This window comes from Dactylosporangium thailandense (genome assembly GCF_059739745.1).
The window spans coordinates 6,531,867-6,545,051 of the sequence record NZ_AP029195.1 but is presented as its reverse complement, the minus strand read 5'-3'; the positions used below and the strand labels follow the sequence as shown (position 1 = coordinate 6,545,051).

Below are 13,185 nucleotides of genomic sequence, written 5' to 3'. Positions count from 1 at the left end.
ACGGTCCGAGGCAACGGCCGCTCAGCTCATGAAGCGACCCGTCGGCGGGCTGCTGCGGACGCGGAACTTCGCCCTGCTGTGGATCGGCCAGTCCACCAGCGCGGTCGGCTCCGCGATCTCGACGGTGGCACTCCCGCTGGTGGCGGTCTCGACCCTGCATGCCGGCCCGGCCATGGTCGCCCTGCTCACCGCCGCCACCTGGTTGCCGTGGCTGCTGATCGGCCTGCCGGTCGGCGTCTGGGTCGACCGCTGGCCGCGCCGCCGCACGCTGCTGGTCGCCGACATCGTCTCGGCGGCGGTGCTCGTCGTCATCCCGCTCGCGGCCTGGTCCGGCGCGCTGAGCATGACCCTGCTGGTGGTGGCTGCGCTGCTCGCCGGGGCCGCCGGTGTCTTCGCCAACGTGGCGTTCAACGCGTTCCTGCCCCGTCTCGTCGGCGCCGACGACCTCATGGAAGGCAACGCCAGGCTGCAGACCAGCGCGTCGATCGCCCTGGTCGTCGGCCCGGGCCTCGGCGGGCTGCTGGCCCAGGCGGCCGGTGCGGTCAGCGGGGTCCTCATCGACGCCGTCACCTTCCTCGTGTCGGCGGCCTGCCTGCTCGGCCTGCGCTCCGGGCCGGAGCCGCGCCCGTCCGCGGTCGATCGCCCGGGCATGCTGCGCCAGGTCGCCGAGGGCATCGGCTTCATCGTGCGCGGGCGCCTGCTGCAGGCCATGCTGGTGGTCGCGGCGGCGACGAACTTCGCGATGCTGGGCATCACGGCCCTGCGCGTCGTCTTCCTGGTGCGTGCCGAGGGGACCGCACCGGGGACCGCGGGCCTGGTGATCGGCGTGGGCAGCCTCGGCGCCATCCTCGGCGCCGCACTCGCCTCACCCGCGTCCCGCCGCTTCGGCAGCGCCCGCACCTACCTGGCGGCGAACCTCGCGGCCGCCCCGTTCGTGCTGTTGCTGCCGCTCGGCGGACACGGCTGGCGCCTGACACTGTTCGCGGCGGGCTCCTTCCTCGCGCTGGCCGGAGCCACCATGTCCAACGTGATGACGATGACGTTCCGCGGCAACTTCGTGCCCGCGCACCTGCTCGGCCGGGTCACCGCGGCATCGCGGATCTTCGTCTTCGGCACCGTCCCGTTCGGCGCGGCGACCGCGGGCCTGCTGGCGTCGGCGCTCGGCATCCGGCCCGCCATGTGGGTACTCGCCGTCCTCTACGTCATCGCCCCCCTGCCCCTGCTCGCCACCGAGGCCCGCACACTGCGCGACTTCCCGGCCCAGGACACTGCGAACGCCGTTCGGTGACAGACGGCGCTCGGTCGCGTGGCGCGGCCGTTGGAACCTGGATCACCTTGCGGGGCGAGGCGCGGCGGCCGGTGGAGCCTGGACCACCTTTGTGGCGCGCCGTGGCCGGGTCCGGTGTGCGCCCTGCTCGCCGTAGACGGGCCTGCGCCCTGACCGCGGGCACGGTGTTCAGTCGCCGACGACGGTGTGCCGCCCGTCCTCGGTGCGTCTCGTGGCGCCGCGGCGGTGCAGGAACTCCAGCAGCGGCACCGCCACGCGCCGAGTCGTGCCCAGGCGCTGCCGGGCCTCGCTCAGGGTGAACGGCTGCGGCAGGTCCGCCAGTCGCTCGAGGGCCGTCGCCGGGCCGTCCGGCAGGAGCACGATGCCGTCTGCGATGCGCAGGAGCAGGCCCGCCTTCGCCGCGGCCCCGAGCTCCTTCGCGCCCAGCCCGAGCGACGTCAGGCGGTCGGCCTCCGGCGCGGCGAACGGGTTCGCGGCCAGGTCCGCGCGGACGGCGTCCACGGCCCGGGCCAGCCTCGCGGGCAGCCCCGCGCCGGTGCCAATGCGGCCGTCGCGAATCGTCAGGGGCGGGGACAGGAGCCGTTCCACGAGGGAGCGGTCGGGCAGGCCCAGGCGGCGGCGTACGACGTCCACCGGCGGATCCGGCTCGACGGGGTTCTGCTCGGCGTAGGCCCGGACCTCCGAGATCAACCCGGCCCGCAGCTCGGACTCGTAGGCCGGGTCGATCAGCCAGCCGGTGCCCGGGTCGGGAACGCCCATCCGGAGCAGGGACTCGGCGTCGACGATGCGGCGGCGCCGGACCTCGTCGGCGAGGGAGGGGCGGCCGTCCATCGCGGACAGCTCCCGGGCGCGCGCGGCGGCGGCGCCGCGGCGGTTCAGCGGGGGCGGGGCGACGTCCAGGACCGTCACGCCGCCCGGCACCCGGTGCAGGCCCGGGTCGCGCAGCAGCGCCCGGTCGCCCAGGTGCAACGGCAGCGGTCGGGCCAGGCGCAGCCGCGCGGTGTCGGGGCCGAGCGGGCGGACCCGGGCCGCGACCGCCGCCGAGCCGATGTGGAACACCACCGAGACCGGCAGCTCGGCCACCGGATCGCCGTGGACGCGCACGTCGATCAGGTCGGCGAAGACGAACCGGCCGGGTGAGACGAGCGCGTCGCCGCGGGTGACCGCCGTGCGCTCCACGCCGCGCAGATTCACGGCGACGCGCGCCACGGCATCCACTGTGGACACGAAGGAGCCGAGGGACTGCAGACCTCGTACTCGTACCGCAGCCGAATGCAGCTCCAGATCGGCCTCCGCGGTCAGGCGCCCCGCCCCCAGGGTGCCCGTGACCACGGTGCCGCTGCCGCGGATGGTGAACGCGCGGTCGATCCACAGCCGCACGGGCGCGTCGAGGTCGGGCGGCGGCAGGGCGGAGCCGAGACGGTCCAGCGCGGCGCGCAGCTCGTCGAGGCCGGCGCCGGTGACCGCGCTGACCGCGACCGCTTCGACGGTTTGGGGTGAGGCCGGGTGATTGAGGGCCTGCCGCGTGGGGGAGTCGGGGCCGGTGGCCGCGATCGCCTCGGCGGTGCCGGACTCGTCGGGTCCGGCGGCCGCGCCCGCTTCGACGGCTTCGGGCGAGGCCGGGTGAGGGCCGGTGCCCGCGACCGCCTCGACGGCGCCGAAGGAGGCCAGGTGGGTGCGGGCCTGCCGCAAGGCCGGGCCGGGATCGGCGAGGTCCGCGCGGCTGATGACCAGCAGCAGATGCCGGACGCCGAGCGCCTCCAGCGCCGCCAGATGCTCGGCGGTCTGCGGCTTCCAGCCCTCGTCGGCGGCGACGACGAGCATGGCGGCCGGCACCGGGCCGACGCCGGCGAGCATGTTGGGCACGAACCGCTCGTGCCCGGGCACGTCCACGAACGCGACCGTCTGCCCCGACGGCAGCCGCGTCCAGGCGAAGCCGAGGTCGATGGTCATCCCGCGGCGGCGCTCCTCGGCCCAGCGGTCGGGTTCCATCCCGGTCAGCGCCCGCACGAGCGTGGACTTGCCGTGGTCGACGTGCCCGGCGGTGGCGACGACCCACATGATCAGCGGCCCGCCGCTCGGAGCACCGCCGCCGCCACGGCCTTGTCCTCCGACTCGGGCACGCAGCGCAGGTCGAGCAGCAGGCGGTCCCGCTCGACCCGGCCGAGCACGGGCGGGTCGCCGAGCCGCAGCGGCAGCGCCAGCTCGGCCGGCAGCGCCAGCGCCGCCGACGCCAGCTCGACCGCGGGCGCCCCGCCGCCGCCCACCACCGCGACGCAGTCCACGACCTCGGCGTCGAGGCCGCCGAGCTCCTGCCGGATCGCCGTCGCCCGCTGCCGGAGCCGGTCGACGTCCGCGCGCAGGCCGCGCCACGTGGGCGTCTCCGGCCCGAGCAGCGTCGCCTCCAGCGCGGCGAGGGTGAGCTTGTCGACGCGCAGCGCACGTGCGAGCGGGTGCCGCCGAAGTCGTTCGACCAGGTCGGCCCGGCCGAGCAGCAGCCCCGCCTGCGGCCCGCCGAGCAGCTTGTCCCCGCTGGCCGTCACCAGGTCGGCCCCGTCGCGCAGCACCGAGCCGGCGTCGGGCTCCTCGGGCAGCAGCGGATCGGGTCGCAGGAGCCCGGATCCGATGTCCACGACGAGCGGGGCGTCGAGGGTGGCGAGTGCGTCTACCGGTACTGATGCAACGAACCCGCGCTGGAAGAAGTTCGACGGGTGAACCTTGAGGATGAAACCGGTCTGCGGCCCCAGCGCAACGCGATAGTCCTCCAGCGATGTGCGGTTGGTCGTGCCCACCTCACGCAGCCGCGCGCCCGTCGACGCGAGCAGATCCGGCAGCCGGAACCCGTCGCCGATCTCGACGAGCTCGCCTCGGCTGACGACGATCTCGCGCCCCTGCGCCAATCCGGTGGCCGCCAGCACCAGCGCGGCGGCACCGTTGTTCAGCAGGTGTACGGCCTGTGCTCCCGGAACCGCCTCCGCCAGCGCCTGCAGGGCCCCCCGCCCGCGCCGCGCCCGCCGGCCGGTCTCCAGGTCGAGCTCCACGTCGGTCGGTCCGGCGGCGTCGACGATCGCCTGCACCGCCTCCGGCGACAGCGCGGCCCGCCCCAGGTTGGTGTGCAGCACCACCCCGGTCGCGTTGAGCACGGCCCGCATGCTGTGCGTCCGGCGCAGTCTCCGCTCGGCCGCCCCGACCACCTCGGCCGCCTCGAGCTCACCCCGCCGGATGCGGTCGAGCTCCTCGCGCACGACCGCCCGGGCCCGGTCGCGCGGGAACCCCGCCAGGCGCGGGTCATCGAGCACCGTATCGGTCCTGGGCACCGCCCTGCGCGGATCCACGTCAGCCCCCCACTTTCCGGAAGTTTCCGTTGGTCAACGCGTCATTTGTAGCCGAGTCAACGCTAACAGCGCGGAGTTATCCACAGGCCGCGATCGAATCTGGCGCGGGCTTGGTGACGGCCCGCATGCTGCATGTGACATCGACGAGAGTGGGTACCGGTGATGGCCACGCGCACGTCGACCGTCCAGGGCTGGACGGGCAACCTTCGGCCGGCGGTCGGCGCGGCCGCCCGCGGCCACCTGGGTGCCGCCGCCGACGTCATGGCCTGGGCCGGCTGGTGCCTGGGCACGGCGGCGGCGTGCTGCTGGCTGCGCCGCCAGCTCGGCGGGGAGCAGCGCTCGTAGCAGTCCGGCTCGTCCGTTGTCATCCGGAATCCACAGCCGACGCCAATGAGCCGGCGCGGCTGACGCCTGCGTTGAAGGAGGACTCGCTGTGCCGAAGGGTCATGGTTTCGACAAGGTCCGGCTGCGCTACCCGAACGCGTACCGCTCGTGGAGCAAGGCCGACGACGAACGCCTGAAACGGCGCCACCGGGACGGTGCCCCGGTGCAGGACCTGGTCAAGGAGTTCGGCCGGACGCGCGGGGGCATCTGGGCGCGCCTGGAGCGCCTGGGCCTGGTCACCCTGCCCGGCTCACCCCGCCGCGACGACACCTGACCGCGTGCTCGGCACCCGCCTGGCCCGGAAGCATGCAGATTCGCCTGGTGGACTAGGTGAGCGGCACTCGTTCACCTTGAGCCGGTCGGCCGTGGAAAACACGTACATGCCGCGATCCACACGCTACAGACCGTGACGGCCCAGCTGGCGGTTCGGCACGCGGATCTGCCGATGTGCGGGCGTGCAGTAGCTCGCCTTGGCAGGGGACCCTGCGCCGGCGTCAGCGACCCGGCCTTCATCGAAGCCACGCGACGCGTCGAAAGCGCGGACCTCGCGCGTAAGCGGCAGAATGTCGGCGGTGCTCGATGTAGCATCCGTGGATGGGGCGGCTCTTCGGCTTGATGATCTTGTGGGCCGGTGCGGTGTTCTGGGCGGTCGGGCTGACCAGACTGCAGTCGTCGGCCGAGCCGGTCGGCGAAGAGGTGGCGAGCAACAACACCTATTGGGCCCGTGACCTGCGCTGGATGGCGATCGTCGCAGTTGCTGTCGCCTTCGTTGTGGCGGCACGGTCCTCGGCGGCTGGACTCGGTCGTGTCCGGTCCTGGTGTCTGGTCGCCGGGTTCACCGTGGTCGTCGCGGCCGACCTCGTGTGCGACCGGCTCGACGTTACCGCGACGATCCCGTTCGCTGTCGGTGCCGTCGTGGTGGTGACGGCCGGCTGGCTCGCGCTGACGCGATCGGGTCCGGTGCGGTCCGCACGGGCTGCCGATCCGGATGGTGCGAGGGGCCCGGCTGCCGGCCCGGCCCGGGCGGTGGTGTTGGCCGCGGCGGTGGCTGCCGCGACGATGCCGCTCGCCGCGGCGATCGAGTCGCCGACGGATACCGAGGCGAGCCTTGATCCGGCGGCGATCGGTGTCGGCGGCCTGCTTGCCGTGGCCTGGCTGTCCGCGATGCTCGCCGCGGCGCCGAGCCGGCGCCGGAGGGTGCTGGCGATCGCCTTGGCCGTCACGGCCGTCGCCGCCGTGGTGCTGCTGCGGCAGATCGCACCCGGCACGCGGTTCGGCGCGATGAGCGTCTTCGGCGCGGCGGCGCTCACCGTGACCGCGCCCGTTGATTGGTACAGGCGGGAGGCCTGGTGGCGCTACCCGGTCGTGCTGTTCTCCGCGTTGCTGGGCTATCCGTTCGCCGTCGTGCTCACGGTGCTGCTCGGCATGATGCTGCCGGTGCCCGCGATCATCACCGGGCTTGCCGGAAGCCCGCCGGTGAACGGCGCCGACACCGACACCCTGTACGCGCTGACGGGCGTGTTGACTGGGCTCGCGGCGGGCTGGATCATGCGACGGTCCGGGGGTGGGCAGTCACTCGATGGCGTTCCCGAGGTCCGCGCGGTCGAGTTCCGGTAGCACATCAGGGCTGTCTCCCAGTATCCCAGCTCGGGCACTGCTCGTCGGCCCACCGCGGCTCCGCTATGAGCTGCGGCCGGCGAACCGTTGAACCCGATGGCCGTGAGCAGCCGCCCACACGCTCCATCCGCTCATCCGCGGTACGCGTGTTTGGTTCTATGTCGAAACGGCGCGCTGTCGCGCGAAGGACGGGTGCGGGCCGGAACAGCCGGCCCACCACCCGGGGAGACCTGATGCGACGCATCATCGCTTCGACCTACAGCACTGTCGACGGCTTCATCGACAACCCCCACGAGTGGTCGCTGGCATACAACGACCCGGCGGCCATGCGGTACGCCCTGGATCTGGTGCTCAGCGCCGACACGCTGATCCTGGGCCGCATCACCTACGAGGGCATGGCGCAGGCGTGGCCCAACATGGGTGGCAACCCGTACGCCGACCACGTCAACGCCATGCACAAATACGTCGTCGCTTCCCAGCCGGTCGACACCAGCGCCTGGAACCCGACGACCGTCATCGCCGGCGCCGAGCTGCTGACTACTGTCAAGGCACTCAAGGACACCGATGGCACCGACATCCTGATCTGGGGCAACGGCCGGTTGACCGATGCACTCGCGACGGCCGGCCTCCTCGACGAGTACAAGATCTGGACCTACCCGGTCCTCAAGGGCAGTGGCGAGCCGCTGTTCCGCGCCGAGAGCCGAACCGGCCTCGCGCACTTCGAGACCACCACCTTCGAGTCCGGGGTGGTCGTGTCGACCTACCGCGTCACCACCGCCTGAACTGAGGTGATCGCGGGCTACTGGATCTGGGAGGTCAGCTCGCCCGCCGGATCGGGAGCCTCGACATCGCCGAGGATCTTGCGTCCGAGGCGTTCGTGTCGGCACTGGAGCAGTGGCCGGCTGACGGCATCCCGCCGAACCCGGCCACCTTCGGCTGGATCCCCGGCTGATCGCACCGGGCCGATCAGGAGAAGTAGTCCTCCAGGCGGGCTGGCGTCAGGCCGGCCCGTTTGATGCCCTGCAGCGCGCCGATGAAGTCCTCGACGAACTGGTCGCGGAAGTGCATGAGGATGACGTCGCCTGGCTGGACGACCTTGACATCCTGGTACCAGACGTTGCCCTGATTGACCGACTCCTTCCAGAAGAACGCGGCCTTCATCCCGCAGTCGCGTGCAACGCGCAACGTCGTCGCGTCCTTCTCGCCGAACGGCGGTCGGAACAATGTCGGCCGACGGCCGTAGAGCTCGCCGAGCCGGTCGGCCGAGCCGCAGATCTCCTGCCGCTGCGCGTCGTACGACAGGCCGGTCAGCTTGTTGTGCGTGATCGTGTGCGCCTCGATCACCGCGCCGAGGCCCTGCAGCGTCCGGAAGTACTCCGGGTTGTCGCTGATGGCGTTGATCGTGAGGAACAGCGTCACGGGCACGTGCGCCTCCCGTAGCAGCTCGGCCGCCTCGGGATGCTTGACCCAGCCGTCGTCGATGGTGAGGAACGCGACCCGCTGATCGGTCGGCACCCGCGCGATCCACGGCAAGGCGCCGTCCTCGGCCGCGGCCGTGCGGACGGCCGGCGGGGGCTTGTCGAACCGCGGCAGGCGGTCGGCGTAGACGCCGGGGGGCGGCGAGGCACTCGGCGATGCCGTCGCGGTCGGCGATGCCGACGGGTGGGCACCGGCGGAGGCCGGACGCACGCCGTGCGCGGTGATCTCGCCATCCGCCACGAGGGCCGTGGCCAGCAACAACGTGACCAACAGCAGGCGCATCCAGTGCATCTTGACGACGCGGACCAGCATTGGCCGAGCCTAGCCAGAGGCCGACGTGCCCGGAGCGACGTCGGGGGCGAAACCGCGGGCGAGCGGTGGCCGCCGGCCGTGAGGCGCCCGCCGCTCGCTACGGCAAGGTCCACCGTTGCGCAGCGGACTGGCTGCAGGCCGCCATGCGCTGCGAGGCCCTACCATCCTCGTCGTCGTCCGGCCCGCCGAGACACAGCTCCGACGCCGGACTGATCAACGAACCCGCGGCTCCCGGCCGCCATTGTTGGGCGGGTCACCGTCGCAGGTCTGCAGGGTGGCCTGACCGCCTGCCGCCTGCAGGCATCGGCCCTGATTCTGCGGGTGCCGTCGCCCGCACCCGGTTTACGTCTGGCCCGGACTGTCGTCGCAGCTGCGCCTGCGGACTCTGTCGGCACGCGGGCCGGTGCCCCCGTTGAGGCACAACCCTGAGACGCCGATGACCCGTCCGTTACGACCGCCGGCAGACGTCGGTTGCGGCGGCGAGGCCTGCACGTCGAGAACAGGTGAACCGCTCGGCTGGATGGTGTCCGATGGATGGGGTGGGCGCGTGGATACAGGCGACGGCTTGGCATGGGGTGGCGCTGCGGCCGTTGCCTGGTACTGCGATTTCTGTCCACATCGACAGCCGGGGACGCCGGTCGGTCGCCGACGGCGAGTACCAGTGCGGTGATGCCGTGTCGCCGGCCGCTGGTCAGGCGCGGGAGAATTCCATGACCCAGTTGGATTCCCACGTATGTCCACCGTCCGCGGAGAACTCTTGCTCCCAACGTGCCGAGGTGGAGGTGATGTCTGACCAGATGAAGTGCGCCTTGATCGGCCTTCCGTCGTGGGTGTCGTCGCCGTAGAAGTCGCCGCGGCCGTCGGTGAAGGTGCCCACCACCGGCGGGTAGAGCAGGCCGGTGGTGCTGCTCGCCCAGTGGATCGACCACTCCTTGCGTTCGACGTCGAACAGTCGCAGCGAGAAGCCGCGGCTGCCGAGCGTCGGGAAGACGATCTCCTCGGTGTTGCCGGCACCGTCGAAGATGCTCTGGCTGGTCACCGTGCTCGGGAAGTGGTCCCACTCCTCGCTGCCGGCGAAGAGCGTCCTGAGGCGTCGGTTGGCCACGTTCCACGAGCCGATGATGAAGTCGAAGTCGTTCATGCCGGCGATCATGGGGCGCTACCCCTGACATCTTCTGTCAGTGGTCTGGAAGACTGTCGTGGTGCGTGCCAGCCGGTTGTTGTCCCTGCTGCTGTTGCTGCAGAACCGTGGGCGGATGAGCGCCGCACAACTCGCCGCGGAGCTCGGCGTCACCGCCCGGACCGTCTACCGCGACGTCGAGGCGCTGGCCGCGGCGGGCGTGCCGATCTACGCCGAGCAGGGACCCACCGGCGGTTACCAGCTGATGGACGGCTACCGCACCCGGTTGACCGGGCTGACCGCTGACGAGGCCGAGTCGCTGTTCCTGACCGGCATGCCGCAGCCGGCCGCCGAGCTGGGACTCGGTGCCCAGGTAGCCGCCGCCGAACTCAAACTGATGGCCGCGTTGCCCACCCCGTACCGGGAGGCGTCGAGACGGATCCGGCAGCGCTTCCACCTCGACGCGCCGGGCTGGTACCGGGAGCCGGACGCGGTGCCGCACCTGCTCGCCGTCGCGGAGGCGCTCTGGCAGGACCAGGTCATCGAGGTCCGGTACCGTCGCTGGGCCCCTCGGCCGGGCGTGGTCGGCCGGCGGCTGCACCCGCTCGGACTCGTCCTCAAGGCGGGAGTCTGGTATCTGATCGCCGCCGGGAGCGGTGAGCCGCGCACCTACCGGGTCTCCGCCATCGTCGAGCTCCGGCAGCTGCCGGAGCTGTTCACCCGCCCGGACGGCTTCGACCTGATCACGTTCTGGCACGCACACGTCGAACGATACGAGCGGGCCGAAACGGCCGAGGTTGCCGTGGTACGCCTGTCGCCCGCCGGGATCGCCGCGCTACCTGACATCCTTGGCCCGAGGGCCGGCCGGCTGGCAGCGCGCACCCTCACACCCGCCGACCCGGCCGGATGGCGACGCGTCACCATCCCGCTGGAAAACGTGGACCACGCCGCTGCCAGCTTGCTCCGGCTCGGCGCGGACGCGCAGGCGCTCGCCCCTCCCGAGCTGGTCGCACGCATCACCACTACGCTCCGGGCAATGACCAGGCTGTACCCGACGACGTCGAAGGATTGACATATCGAGTCCGCTTGTGCGGCAGCCGCAGCGCGCGGGCTGGCTGAAGTCGCTGCCGACCATATGCGAGGCGTTGCACGCGGCGGTCGAACCGGTGGGTCGGTGGGCTGGCTGCTGTCCGCCGCCTGGACCCCGCTTCGGAATCGGCGGATGAGATACTGCGATTCCCCACCCCGAGCTACCGCGACAAGGCGCTGGCCAAACTCGGACCGGCCGTCGTTGGGCTGCTGGTGAGCACGGCGATCGTCGGGGCGTCGATGCTGCTCGGCGAGTGGTTCAAGGTCGCGGAGCTCCGTGACGACGACTTCCTCGTCGATGAAGGACAGGTCCGCCTGCACGTGCCGGGTTGCGGACGACAGCAACAGGCGACCACCGGGTCTGTCGCCGCGCGGCCGCAGGCCGTCGAGGTTGCGAAGTTCCCTTAGCAGATGAGTGCGCTGCCGGCCGAGCACCATCTGCACCGTATCCGAATCGCCTGTTCGTGCGGCCGCTGTCACTTTCAGGCATAGGTCGTCCCGGAAGCCGCCGCTACGGGGGCTTGCTTCGGAGAGCCAGCGCCGCAGCTCGACTGCTCCAGCTTCGGTGGTCTCGTAGATCACGCGGTCCGGTTTTCACCGCCTGGGACCCGTCGTTCGGAGCTCACCATGCCGTCGCGGCACAGACGGTCGAGGATCTGGTACAGGTGGCCGGTGTTCAGCGGCCTCACTGCGGGCCGACTGCCGCTTCGGAGGCGCTCTTGAGCTCGTATCCGTAGCTGGGCCCGTGGGCCAGCAGTGAGAGCACCGCGTGGTGGATCGGCATACCAGGACTGTACCCGCATCTTGCATTGTCACAATGTATTGCGACAGGGTAGCGGCAAGGATCTCCAGATCGACGTGCACGTGGCCTCCATGGTCATCGTTGCTTAGCACCGTCGATCATGGAGGCCCTTGCCTATCTCCGCAGTCCCGTCCCCGCATCCTCGTCTACCGACCGGATGCATGCGGCGGAGCGTTGCGGGCCGGGATCAGCAGCGCCAGTAGCGCGCTGAGGAGCGCGATGCCGGCGCCGATCCACATGACGGTGTGCAGGCCGGACATGAAGGCGCGTTCCGTCGCACGAGTGATGGCCGCCGCGGCCACGTCGTCGAACTGCCCGGTGAGGTTCAGCCGTGCGCCGAGCGGAGCGATTCCCTGTTCGGCCAGGCCCTTGTGGATGGCGACCTGTTCCGCGATCGCGTCGGGGACGCCGGCGGTGCGCAGTTCTGCCGGCAGCGTCCGCGCGACGATCGTCGCGATCACCGTCCCGAACACCGTTGTGCCGAGCACGCCGCCGAGTTGATTCGCGGTGGTCTGCAGGCCCCCGGCGACTCCGCCGTGCTGTACGGGAGCCGTTCCGACGACGGCCTCGGTCCCGGCGACCACGACCATTCCCATGCCGAGGCCCAGCAGGACCAGCCACGGCCACTGCCGGCCGTAGGGGGAGCCCGCGGCCAGGCCGACCAGCCCGACGAAGCTCGCCGCGAGCAGCGCCATTCCGAGGGCGAGCGGCCAACGCGAACCCAGCCGCCCGGTCAAGCGTCCGCCCAGCGGCGAGCCGACCATGAACATCCCCATCAGCGGCAGCAGGCGAACGCCGGTCTCCAGCGGCGTGCAGCCGTTCACGTTCTGCATGTACAGACCGATGGAGAACAGCACTCCGTACAACGCAATGTTTCCGGTCACGAGCAGGACGACACCCACCGACAACGCCCGGGAACGAAACAGCGACAGCGGGAGGATCGGCGCGGGGAACCGTCGCTGCCGGATCACGAACCCGGCGAGCAGGACCAGCGCCGCGAGCACGCCCGCGGCCCAGTACCACCATTCGCGGCCGGTTGCGCCGGTCAACGACCACACCAGGACGAACATCGCCCCGGCCAGCACACCGGCGCCGACGATGTCGAACCGGTCGGCACAACCCGGGGCGCGACTCTCGCCGGCCCACCGCAGCGCCGACGCGGCGGCGGCCAACCCGATCGGGACGTTCAACACGAAGATCGCCGGCCAGGACAGGTACTCCACCAGCAGTCCGCCGATGATCGGTCCAGCGGCGGCGGCGAACGCCGACGCGGCACCCCACATCCCAATGGCACGGTGCAACTCCGACGCTGGGAACGTCGACTTCAGGATCGCGAGGGTGTTCGGTACCAGCATCGCTCCGGCGAGTCCCTGCAGCACGCGGAAGGCGATCAGTGCCGCGGTCGACGGGGACAGAGCGCACCCGAGGGACGCGAGCGCGAAACCGGCGACGCCGATCACGAAGATCCTGCGCCGGCCAAACCTGTCGCCGAGCTTGCCGCCGACGATCAACGTCACCGCTAGGGCGAGAAGGTAGCCGTTGGTCACCCACTGCAGACCGGTCATCGACGAGCCGAGGCTGCGGGCGATCGTCGGGTTGGCGATGTGGACGACGGTTCCGTCCAGGCTGACCATCACCACGCCCAACGCCACCGCGACGAGGGCCATCCTTTGCTTCCGCCTCGACGGGCGGGTGCGGTTGATGCCCGTTGCTTCGATCGCGCCCACGCGCCCTCCAAATGAAACATGCTGTATCAGTT

Annotated in this window: 12 protein-coding genes; 7 read left to right on the top strand and 5 right to left on the bottom strand. The window is 71.5% G+C overall.

The window, feature by feature from the left end:
* The first annotated feature begins 28 nt into the window (after window positions 1-28).
* Complete coding sequence (locus AC6JBM_RS28750; protein WP_497977166.1) at window positions 29-1,288, top strand: MFS transporter; 1,260 nt, start codon at window positions 29-31, stop codon at window positions 1,286-1,288.
* A gap of 168 nt (window positions 1,289-1,456) precedes the next feature.
* On the opposite strand, the gene selB is transcribed toward AC6JBM_RS28750, so the two are convergent.
* Together selB and selA are read right to left on the bottom strand one after the other, a co-directional pair.
* Window positions 1,457-3,349, bottom strand: coding sequence for a selenocysteine-specific translation elongation factor (selB, locus tag AC6JBM_RS28745; protein WP_497977165.1), 1,893 nt, complete (start codon window positions 3,347-3,349; stop codon window positions 1,457-1,459).
* Between the two features lie 2 nt (window positions 3,350-3,351).
* Window positions 3,352-4,623, bottom strand: a complete 1,272-nt coding sequence (selA, locus tag AC6JBM_RS28740) for an L-seryl-tRNA(Sec) selenium transferase (protein ID WP_497977164.1) — start codon at window positions 4,621-4,623, stop codon at window positions 3,352-3,354.
* 162 nt (window positions 4,624-4,785) lie between these two features.
* Here selA and AC6JBM_RS28735 point away from each other — a divergent pair, with 162 nt between their 5' ends.
* From AC6JBM_RS28735 to AC6JBM_RS28720, 4 genes are all read left to right on the top strand, one after another.
* Window positions 4,786-4,968 carry a hypothetical protein gene (locus AC6JBM_RS28735; protein ID WP_497977163.1) on the top strand — a complete coding sequence of 61 codons (183 nt, stop codon included), beginning with the start codon at window positions 4,786-4,788 and terminating at the stop codon, window positions 4,966-4,968.
* Between the two features lie 88 nt (window positions 4,969-5,056).
* A complete protein-coding gene (locus AC6JBM_RS28730; RefSeq protein WP_497977162.1) occupies window positions 5,057-5,281 on the top strand; it encodes a hypothetical protein in 225 nt (74 codons plus the stop codon).
* Window positions 5,282-5,601: 320 nt separating this feature from the next.
* Window positions 5,602-6,624 (top strand): hypothetical protein, encoded by a 1,023-nt coding sequence (locus tag AC6JBM_RS28725; RefSeq protein ID WP_497977161.1) that lies wholly within the window; start codon window positions 5,602-5,604, stop codon window positions 6,622-6,624.
* Window positions 6,625-6,857: 233 nt separating this feature from the next.
* Window positions 6,858-7,406, top strand: coding sequence for a dihydrofolate reductase family protein (locus AC6JBM_RS28720; protein ID WP_497977160.1), 549 nt, complete (start codon window positions 6,858-6,860; stop codon window positions 7,404-7,406).
* 184 nt (window positions 7,407-7,590) lie between these two features.
* Here the strand turns inward: AC6JBM_RS28720 and AC6JBM_RS28715 are convergent, their stop codons facing one another.
* Both AC6JBM_RS28715 and AC6JBM_RS28710 read right to left on the bottom strand, forming a co-directional pair.
* Entirely contained in the window at window positions 7,591-8,415 is an 825-nt protein-coding gene (locus AC6JBM_RS28715) for a polysaccharide deacetylase family protein (protein WP_497977159.1), read from the bottom strand.
* A 691-nt stretch (window positions 8,416-9,106) separates the two neighbouring features.
* Window positions 9,107-9,556, bottom strand: a complete 450-nt coding sequence (locus AC6JBM_RS28710) for a hypothetical protein (RefSeq protein WP_344507128.1) — start codon at window positions 9,554-9,556, stop codon at window positions 9,107-9,109.
* A 58-nt stretch (window positions 9,557-9,614) separates the two neighbouring features.
* Here AC6JBM_RS28710 and AC6JBM_RS28705 point away from each other — a divergent pair, with 58 nt between their 5' ends.
* Window positions 9,615-10,607 (top strand): helix-turn-helix transcriptional regulator, encoded by a 993-nt coding sequence (locus tag AC6JBM_RS28705; protein ID WP_497977158.1) that lies wholly within the window; start codon window positions 9,615-9,617, stop codon window positions 10,605-10,607.
* A gap of 230 nt (window positions 10,608-10,837) precedes the next feature.
* Window positions 10,838-11,032 (top strand): hypothetical protein, encoded by a 195-nt coding sequence (locus AC6JBM_RS28700; RefSeq protein ID WP_497977157.1) that lies wholly within the window; start codon window positions 10,838-10,840, stop codon window positions 11,030-11,032.
* 540 nt (window positions 11,033-11,572) lie between these two features.
* On the opposite strand, the gene AC6JBM_RS28695 is transcribed toward AC6JBM_RS28700, so the two are convergent.
* Entirely contained in the window at window positions 11,573-13,153 is a 1,581-nt protein-coding gene (locus AC6JBM_RS28695; RefSeq protein ID WP_497977156.1) for an MFS transporter, read from the bottom strand.
* Window positions 13,154-13,185: the final 32 nt, after the last annotated feature.

Bases quoted from the DNA above. Each gene is read 5' to 3' on its own strand.
- AC6JBM_RS28720 (WP_497977160.1), top strand. From the start codon at position 6,858: ATGCGACGCATCATCGCTTCGACCTACAGCACTGTCGACGGCTTCATC.
- selB (WP_497977165.1), bottom strand. From the start codon at position 3,349: ATGTGGGTCGTCGCCACCGCCGGGCACGTCGACCACGGCAAGTCCACG.
- AC6JBM_RS28735 (WP_497977163.1), top strand. From the start codon at position 4,786: ATGGCCACGCGCACGTCGACCGTCCAGGGCTGGACGGGCAACCTTCGG.
- AC6JBM_RS28715 (WP_497977159.1), bottom strand. From the start codon at position 8,415: ATGCTGGTCCGCGTCGTCAAGATGCACTGGATGCGCCTGCTGTTGGTC.
- AC6JBM_RS28750 (WP_497977166.1), top strand. From the start codon at position 29: ATGAAGCGACCCGTCGGCGGGCTGCTGCGGACGCGGAACTTCGCCCTG.
- AC6JBM_RS28710 (WP_344507128.1), bottom strand. From the start codon at position 9,556: ATGAACGACTTCGACTTCATCATCGGCTCGTGGAACGTGGCCAACCGA.
- AC6JBM_RS28725 (WP_497977161.1), top strand. From the start codon at position 5,602: ATGGGGCGGCTCTTCGGCTTGATGATCTTGTGGGCCGGTGCGGTGTTC.